Below are 8,048 nucleotides of genomic sequence, written 5' to 3'. Positions count from 1 at the left end.
CAGGGCAGCGCCGGGCAGGCCCCGCCGCAGCAGTCCACGCCGGCCGAGCAGGCGCCGAGCACCAGCTCCGGCCCCACCTCGGGCGGCGGCAGCACCGGCGGCGAGGGCACGCCGAGCGGCGGCTCCGGCGGAGGCGGCGGCGGATCGTCCTCCGGCCAGCCCGGCCTCGTGGGCGGCCTCCTCGGGTAGCCCGGGGCGGAGCAGGCACGACGGAAGGGGGCGCGCACGGACGGCGTGCGGGCCCCCTTCCGTCGTGCTGTCCCTTGCCGGGGGGCGGGATCCTGGCGGGCCGTCAGGACGGTGGCGGGGTCGTCAGGCGGTGCCGGGGGGTGGTCAGCGGCCGTGGGCCGCCAGTTCCTTCGCCGCCTCCGTGAGGTCCTTCGCGGTGTCGATGGCCCGCCAGTAGGAGCCCTGCGGGATCGGGAAGCCGGCCAGGCGGCGCTCCCGCGCCAGGTGCGGGAACGTGGTGCGCTCGTGGTCGCCGCGCTCCGGCAGCAGGTCGGCGAACCCGGGGGAGAACACGTAGATGCCCGCGTTGATCTCGAACGTCGACGGCGGGGCCTCGATGAAGTCCGTGATGTGGCCGAAGCCGTCCGTCTGCACGGCGCCCCACGGGATGCGGGGGCGGGCCAGCGCGAGGGTGGCGAGGGCGTCCCGCTCGGTGTGGAAGTCGGCCATGTCGCGCAGGGAGAAGCGCGTCCAGATGTCGCCGTTCGTCGCGTACCAGGGCCGGTCGGGGTGCGGGAGATGCGCGGCGGCGTACTTCAGGCCGCCGCCGCGGCCGAGGGGCTCCGACTCGACGACGGTGGTGACGGACACCGGCAGATCGGCGCTGTCCAGCCACTTCTGGAGAACGTCGGCGAGGTGGCCGCAGGAGATCACCACGTCCGTCACGCCCTCGGCGGCGAGCCAGGACAGCTGATGGCCGATGATCGGGGTCCCGGTCCCGGGGATCTCGACCATCGGCTTGGGCCGGTCGTCGGTGTACGGGCGCAGCCGGGAGCCCTGGCCGCCGGCCAGGACGACGGCCTGAACGGGGCGGGACGCGGCGTTCGGATCGGTCATGACCGAACTGTACGTGGCGCCCCCGGGCGCCCCGGAGGGCCCCGGCACGACCGCGGCCGGCCCCCGCACGGGCGCCGGCCGCGTGGGGCCGGACGTCGGTGCCGTGGCCGGCCGGGCGGTCAGTGGTGGGCGGCCAGGACCCCCGACGCGAACGAGGTGTCGCAGACCGGGCGGGAGAAGGACTGCGCCTTCGTCGGGCCGTACACGCGCACCGCGGCCTTGCCCAGGGCGCGGGCGATGGACGCGCAGTGCCGGGCGAGGGAGGGACGGTCGTTGACCGCCTCCTGGAGGTGGGTGAGCGCGACGCCGGGGTTCTTCTCCTGGAGTTCGACCAGCAGCCGGTCGCGCAGGACCTCGTGCGGGGCGCGCGCCGCGCTGCGCGAGGCACCGGCGACGGCGGTGTCGGCGGCGGTGAGCACCGGGCTCGTGGGGCTCCCCGACCAGTCGACCCGGGCGACCGCGAGAGTTCCGGAGAACACCAGGACGACGGGCAGGACGAGGGCGAGGCTGCGGCCGATCCGGCGGGCGTGGCCCCGGCCGCGTCGCGTCTGAGGGTTAGTGGAGTGCTTCACGCGAGTGAGGGTAGCGTCCAGTGATGGACCGAAGACATTCCGTCACCGGTTCGGGGGACATGACCGGAGCGTTTTCGGGGTAACGCGTTGACGCGCACGGTCGAAATGCCCGGAGTGCCGGGGTATTTGTCGACAACGCGAGAGGCCCCGCAGCAGGCTGCGGGGCCCTTCGTCGTCCGTCCGGGTGAGGTGTGCCGGACGAGGTGTGAAAAGCGGGGGTGCGGTGCGGACGGTGGCCGTCCCGCGGGTGACCCCGGGTCAGTCGGACAGGCGGGCGCCGGTCGACGTCGAGAACACGTGGGTCTCGCCGGAGCGCGGCACGACGTGCAGGGTGCTGCCCTTCTCCGGCACGTTGCGGCCGCCCACGCGGACCACGAGGTCCTTGGCCTCCCCGCCCACCGTGGTGGTGCCGTAGACGTACGCGTCGGAGCCCAGCTCCTCCACCACGTTCACGGTGACGGCCAGACCCTGGTCGGAGTCCTCGCCGGCCACGTCGAAGTGCTCGGGACGCACACCCACGGTGACGGTCTTGTCGGTGGTGGAGGAGAGCGCGTCGCGCTGCACCGGCACCACCGAGTTGCCGAACTTCACGCCGCCGTCGGTGACCGGCACCTCGACGAGGTTCATCGCGGGGGAGCCGATGAAGCCGGCCACGAAGAGGTTGGCGGGCTTGTCGTACATGTTGCGCGGGGTGTCGACCTGCTGGAGCAGACCGTCCTTGAGGACCGCGACCCGGTCGCCCATGGTGAGGGCCTCGACCTGGTCGTGGGTGACGTAGACGGTGGTGATGCCCAGGCGGCGCTGGAGGGAGGCGATCTGCGTACGGGTGGAGACACGCAGCTTGGCGTCCAGGTTGGACAGCGGCTCGTCCATGAGGAACACCTGCGGCTCACGCACGATCGCGCGGCCCATCGCGACACGCTGGCGCTGACCGCCGGAGAGGGCCTTCGGCTTGCGGTCCAGGTACTCCGTCAGGTCGAGGATCTTCGCGGCCTCCTCGACCTTCTGCCGGATCTCCGCCTTGTTCACGCCGGCGATCTTGAGCGCGAAGCCCATGTTGTCGGCGACCGTCATGTGCGGGTACAGGGCGTAGTTCTGGAACACCATGGCGATGTCCCGGTCCTTGGGCGGCAGGTGCGTGACGTCGCGGTCGCCGATGCGGATGGCGCCGCCGTTCACGTCCTCCAGGCCCGCGAGCATGCGGAGGGAGGTGGACTTGCCGCAACCGGAGGGACCGACGAGGACGAGGAACTCCCCGTCCGCGATCTCGATGTCGAGCGCGTCGACGGCGGGCTTGGTGGAACCCGGGTAGATCCGGGTCGCCTTGTCGAACGTGACTGTGGCCATGGTGATGGGCCCCCTTCTACCGGCAGGAACGTGCCGGACGATCCGAGTAGGAAGGTGGTGCCACGACGGGTGTTCCGAAGTGGTGTCGTCCACGTATTCCGTTGTGGTGTAGTCCACGTGTGTGAACTGGCACAGGACGGTACCCGGCGTTCACCTGCTTGTCAGTAGTTTCCGGGCTGTGATTTGTTCGTGAACTTTCGCGCCCGCCGGGTCCGCCGGGCCGCCCGGTGCCCCGCCGGCAAGTGCGTGGCCGGGGGAAACCGGCTCTGTGTACAGTGGAGCAGCCTTCGCGCGCGGAGCGCGCGGCGCCTCCTTAGCTCAGTCCGGTCCAGAGCGGCTGTCTTGTAAACAGCAGGTCGTCGGTTCGAATCCGACAGGGGGCTCTCTCCTCGCCGTCCCGGGCCGGCCCGTCCTCGGCCCGGGACGTGTCATCTCCCGCGCAGCCGCCGGGCGATCTCCAGGTCCTCCGCTCCCAGCGGCCGGCCCTCCTCGGTCTCCCACAGGCAGTTCTGCAGCACCCGCCCGTACGTCCACGCGCGGGCGCGCTCCCGGTCCAGGCCGAGCACGTCGGTCATCGCGTCGAAGCGCCAGGCGACGTCGTCGGCGTCGAAGTTGTTGCCGAGGGCGGGCCAGAGGTCGAAACCCGGGTCGCCGGCCAGCGGTTTGGGGTCGATGGCGAGCCAGGGGGCGCGGTCGGCGGCGAGGACGTTCTCGTCGTGCAGGTCCCAGTGCAGGAGCCGGTCGCCCGGTTCACCGGCGACCTCACGGACGGCGGCCGCGCAGTCGGCGACGACCCGGCGGGCCTCCGGGTCGGCGATGCGCTCCAGGACGGGCGGGGTGCGCTCCAGCATGCGCCGGGCGATGTCGCCGAGGCGGCGCAGGCCGGCGGGTGCCGGGGTGGCGTGCAGCCGGGCCAGGAGGCGGGCGATCACCAGGACGCCGTCGCGCGGGGAGGCCACGCGCGACAGCATCCGGGAGGAGTCCAGGCGTTCCAGGAGCATGGTGCCGGTGGGCTCGTCGTGGTCGAGCAGGCGGACCGCGCCGTCGCCGTCCCACGCGCGCAGCGCGACCGGTTCGCCCTCGCTCTCGTGGTCGCGGATCTGCAGCTTCAGCATCGCCGGGGTGCCGTCCGCGCGGTCCACCGGGACGACCAGGGCGCTGACGCCGTGCAGGGGCCTCCCGGTGACGCGCAGCTCCCAGCGCTCCACGAACGACGCGGTCAGCCGCGGCAGGGCGGTGACGAAGGCGCGGCCCGCCTCCTTGTTGAACCTGATCTGGGCGGCGGCCAGTCCGGGCGGGACATCGATCATGGGCCGCACGGTAGTGCGCCGCGGCGGACCCGTCACCGGGGCGAGGGGTGCCCCTGCGGTTCCAGCACGACCTTCCCGGTGGTGGCCCGGCCCTCCAGGGCGCGGTGGGCGGCGGCGGCCCCGGCGAGCGGGAAGCGCTGCACGGCGGGGACGAGGCGTCCCGCGGCGGCCTCGCCGAGGGCCCGCAGTTCGAGGGTGCGCAGCGGGTGCGGGCCGCCGGCCCGCTCCAGCATGGCCGGGCCGAGGACGTTCACCGAGACGCCGTCGACGAGGTACGGGCGGTCGGCGGCGAGGCCCTGCGAGGACCAGCCGAAGACGACGTGCCGGCCGCCCGGGGCGAGCAGGCCGACGGCCGTGCGGGCGACGTCGCCGCCCACCCCGTCGTACACGACGGTCACCTTGCCCGCGTGGGCGCCGAGCCGGCCGGCCCAGCCGGGCTCGGTGTAGTCGACGGCCAGGTCGGCGCCGTTCGCCGCCACGAGGGCCGTCTTGGCGGGGCCGCCGGCCAGGCCGATCACGGTGGCGCCCGCGTTGCGCGCGTACTGCACGAGCAGGGTGCCGAGGCCGCCGGCCGCCGCCGGCACCAGGACGACGTCGCCGGGGCCGGGTTCGGCGAACTGCACGACACCCATCGCGGTACGGCCCGTGCCGATCATGGCGACGGCCCCCGCGTGGTCGAGGCCGGGCGAGACGGGGTGCAGCCGGTCGGCGTCGGTGACGGCCAGCTCGGCGTAACCGCCGGGGGCGAAGCCGAGGTGGGCGACGACGTGCTCCCCGAGCCGGCTCTCCTCGACGCCCTCGCCGACGGCGTCGACGACCCCGGCGACCTCCCGGCCGGGGACGGTGGGCAGCTCGGCCCGGGCACCGGCGGGACCCGGGCGGCCCGCGCGCAGGGCGGTGTCGAGGAGGTGGACCCCGGCCGCCCGGACGGCGATCCGCACCTGCCCGGGGCCCGGCCGGGGGTCCGGCACCTCTTCGAGGACGAGGTTCTCGGCCGGGCCGAAGGCGTGCAGACGGACGGCGCGCATGGGGACCCCCAGGGAAGGACGGTGCCGCGGTGGACGCCCCCCACTGTTCAACCTCCAGTTCGCTTGAGGTCAAGCTCGCGGCGGCCGAGGGTCAGGGAGACGGCGGTGAACGCGCTGTTGAAGGAGACCTCCGAGAGCACGCCGGGCGCGGCGGTCCGGTCCCCGGCGAGGTAGACGCCGTCACCGCGGTCCACGGCCGGCCGGTCGCGCCAGCTGCTGCCGGGCGGGTCGACGGCACCGGTACGGCCGTTCGCCACCGCCTCCCGGCGCCAGGTGACGCGCTCCCGCCAGCCCTCGAAGCCCAGGTCGAGGAGTTCCCCGGCCCGTCGGACCCCGTCGGCCCGGGACTCGTGCGGGGCGATGGGGATCTGCCCCTGGATCAGCTGCTCGCCGGCCGGGGCGAGTGAGGGGTCCTGGGCGGTGAACCGCTCCAGCCAGCCCGGGGCGTCCAGGTCGGAGACGACGAACGCGTCGCCGCGCCGGGTGCGCAGGGCGAGGTCGACGAGGACGGTCCGGCCGCTGGGCCAGGTCAGCGCCGGGTCGCCGAGCAGTCGGCGGGCCGACTCCAGGGACGTGGCGACGACGACGGGCGTGTCGGTGGGGAGCGTGTCGACGCGGGAGAGGGTCTCCACGCGCACGCCCAGGTTCCAGGCGCGGGCGGCCATCCGGTCGATGAGCGCGCCCCAGCCGCCGACCGGGTACCGCGCCTCCGGGGGCAGCCTGGTGGCGCGGCGCAGCCGTTCCTGCACGAAGGCGGCGGACAGCGAGCCGGGGTCGTGGTGGAACAGCGCGACCGCGCAGTAGTGGGCGGCGGCCCGGGCGGCCTCCTCGCCGGCGATGCCGGTGGCCCAGGTGAGGAAGTCGGTGCCGACGGGCGCCCGGGCCGCGTCGACGCGCAGCAGTCTCAGCATCGCCAGGGGCGGGGTGCGGCGCAGCCTCCCGCGGTGGCGGAGCCGGAACCGGGCCGCTTCCCGGGCGGGGAGGCCGGCGAGCGGTCCGACGAGGTTGCGCTCGCGCAGCCAGGTCCAGTGCGGGCCGCCGCGGTACAGGGCGTGCGGGCCCTCGTTGGTCCGGTAGGGGCCCTCGGCGGTGCGGGCCCGGCCGCCGAGGGTGTGGTGGGCCTCGTGGACGGTGACCTCGGCTCCCGCCTCCGCGGCGGTGATGGCGGCGGTGAGTCCGGCGAAGCCGCCGCCGATGACGGTGATGCGGTGCGTGCGGTGCATGCCTGGGGGTCTCCCTGTCTCCCGTGCCCGGAATCGCCTGTGCCTTCCCCGATGCGACGGATCGCGTGGCCCGGAATGTGACATCGGCGGTGTTCTCGCAGGTCGCGGGGGTGATCGGGCCGTTGTCAGTGGTGGGGTGCAGCATGGGGTCATGGCGAGGAGAGCGGCGGGTGGTGCGCGCGTGCGGGAGCCCCGGCGGCCGGAGGTGCGGCTGCCGGAGCTGGAGCGGTTCGGGGCGGGCGCGCTGGAGCCGGACGGGGACCACGACGGGCTGGAGTTCGCGGAGGCGGACCTGGCCGGGCAGGACGGGGCGGGGTCGCGCTTCCTGGACTGCGCGCTGCGGGGGTGCGCGCTGGACGGGACGCGGCTCACCCGCGTCCGGCTGCTGGACTCGGTCCTGGCCGGGGTCCGGGGGGTGGGCACCGACCTCGCCGAGGCCACCCTGCGCGACGTCGAGCTGACCGACGCGCGGCTGGGCGGGACGCAGTTGCACGGGGCGCAGCTGGAGCGGGTGCTGGTCCGGGGCGGCAAGATCGACTTCCTGAACCTGCGTGCGGCCCGGCTCCGGGACGTCGTCTTCGAGGGCTGTGTCCTGGTCGAGCCGGACTTCGGCGGGGCCCGGCTGGAGCGGGTGGCGTTCGTGGACTGCGCGCTGAGGGACGCGGACTTCAGCGGGGCCGCGCTCACCGACGTCGACCTGCGCGGGGCAGCCCCGCTGGAGATCGCCCGGGGGGTGGACCGGCTGGCGGGGGCGGTGGTCAGCACGGGGCAGCTGCTGGACCTGGCTCCGGTGCTGGCCGCGCAGCTGGGGATCCGCGTGGAGGGGTGAGGGGGGCCCGGCACAGCGGGGCGCGGCCCCTCGCGAGACCGGGGGTTCAGCCGATGCGGGGGTAGCGGGCCTGGAGGGTCCAGACGGCCGGGTTCTCGCCGAGGTCCTCGTGCAGGTCGGTCAGGTCGGCCAGCAGGTCGTGCAGGAAGTCGCGGGCCTCGCGGCGCAGTTCGGTGTGCGAGAAGGTCAGCGGGGGCTCGCTCGCCGGGAGCCACTCGGCCTCGATGTCCACCCAGCCGAAGCGCCGCTCGAACAGCAGCCGGTCGGTCGACTCGGTGAAGTCCAGCTCCGCCCGCTGGGGCCGGGAGGCGCGGGAGCCCGCCGGGTCCCGGTCGACGCGCTCCACGATATCGCACAGCGCCCAGGCGAAGTCGAGGACCGGCACCCATCCCCAGGCTGTGGACAGCTCGCGGTCCTCCTCGGTGTCCGCCAGGTAGACGTCGCCGCAGAACAGGTCGTGGCGCAGGGCGTGGACATCCGCGCGGCGGTAGTCGGTCTGCGGGGGGTCCGGGAAGCGGTTGGAGAGGGCGTAGCCGATGTCGAGCACGAGTGTGATGGTGTCACGGCCGCGCGGCGCCGCCCTCGGGGGCGCCGCCTCGTAGGATCGCGGAGTGCGCCCCCACCGCCGCCCGCCGGCCGCCCCGGGCCCGGCCCGGCGTCTTCCCGGCCCCGAC

8 protein-coding genes, 1 tRNA gene and 1 pseudogene are annotated in these 8,048 nt (G+C 74.7%); 3 read left to right on the top strand and 7 right to left on the bottom strand.

Translation table 11 applies throughout. The features are described from left to right. Positions 1–189, top strand: a pseudogene (locus tag G3I53_RS15735) (hypothetical protein); the annotation flags it as partial. A 144-nt stretch (positions 190–333) separates the two neighbouring features. On the opposite strand, the gene G3I53_RS15730 reads toward G3I53_RS15735, so the two are convergent. From G3I53_RS15730 to ugpC, 3 genes are all read right to left on the bottom strand, one after another. Beyond that, on the bottom strand, positions 334–1,065 hold the full coding sequence (locus G3I53_RS15730; protein ID WP_164338195.1) for a nucleotidyltransferase family protein: 732 nt from the start codon (positions 1,063–1,065) through the stop codon (positions 334–336). A 119-nt stretch (positions 1,066–1,184) separates the two neighbouring features. Further along, positions 1,185–1,637 carry a hypothetical protein gene (locus G3I53_RS15725; protein ID WP_164338946.1) on the bottom strand — a complete coding sequence of 151 codons (453 nt, stop codon included), beginning with the start codon at positions 1,635–1,637 and terminating at the stop codon, positions 1,185–1,187. 258 nt (positions 1,638–1,895) lie between these two features. After that, the gene (gene ugpC / locus G3I53_RS15720) at positions 1,896–2,984 is read right to left on the bottom strand and encodes a sn-glycerol-3-phosphate ABC transporter ATP-binding protein UgpC (protein ID WP_164338945.1); all 1,089 of its coding nucleotides are present in this window, start codon (positions 2,982–2,984) and stop codon (positions 1,896–1,898) included. 307 nt (positions 2,985–3,291) lie between these two features. Here ugpC and G3I53_RS15715 point away from each other — a divergent pair. Beyond that, positions 3,292–3,367: transfer RNA gene (locus tag G3I53_RS15715), tRNA-Thr, on the top strand. Positions 3,368–3,412: 45 nt separating this feature from the next. Here the strand turns inward: G3I53_RS15715 and G3I53_RS15710 are convergent. The 3 genes from G3I53_RS15710 to G3I53_RS15700 are packed head-to-tail and all read right to left on the bottom strand — an operon-like array spanning position 3,413 to position 6,545. Continuing rightward, complete coding sequence (locus G3I53_RS15710) at positions 3,413–4,294, bottom strand: aminoglycoside phosphotransferase family protein (protein WP_164338944.1); 882 nt, start codon at positions 4,292–4,294, stop codon at positions 3,413–3,415. Between the two features lie 32 nt (positions 4,295–4,326). Further along, positions 4,327–5,322, bottom strand: a complete 996-nt coding sequence (locus G3I53_RS15705) for a zinc-binding dehydrogenase (RefSeq protein ID WP_164438458.1) — start codon at positions 5,320–5,322, stop codon at positions 4,327–4,329. A 47-nt stretch (positions 5,323–5,369) separates the two neighbouring features. Next, positions 5,370–6,545 carry an FAD-dependent oxidoreductase gene (locus tag G3I53_RS15700; protein WP_164334698.1) on the bottom strand — a complete coding sequence of 392 codons (1,176 nt, stop codon included), beginning with the start codon at positions 6,543–6,545 and terminating at the stop codon, positions 5,370–5,372. A gap of 151 nt (positions 6,546–6,696) precedes the next feature. Between G3I53_RS15700 and G3I53_RS15695 the strand changes: the two genes are divergently transcribed. Continuing rightward, complete coding sequence (locus G3I53_RS15695) at positions 6,697–7,374, top strand: pentapeptide repeat-containing protein (protein ID WP_164334699.1); 678 nt, start codon at positions 6,697–6,699, stop codon at positions 7,372–7,374. 46 nt (positions 7,375–7,420) lie between these two features. On the opposite strand, the gene G3I53_RS15690 is transcribed toward G3I53_RS15695, so the two are convergent. Continuing rightward, the gene (locus G3I53_RS15690; RefSeq protein WP_164334700.1) at positions 7,421–7,921 is read right to left on the bottom strand and encodes a hypothetical protein; all 501 of its coding nucleotides are present in this window, start codon (positions 7,919–7,921) and stop codon (positions 7,421–7,423) included. Positions 7,922–8,048: the final 127 nt, after the last annotated feature.

Origin of the sequence: Streptomyces sp. SID14436, assembly GCF_010548465.1 — a bacterium.
In the GTDB taxonomy this organism is placed as follows: domain Bacteria; phylum Actinomycetota; class Actinomycetes; order Streptomycetales; family Streptomycetaceae; genus Streptomyces.
The sequence above is the reverse complement of the archived record's forward strand: the minus strand, read 5'-3'. Positions and strand labels throughout refer to the sequence as shown.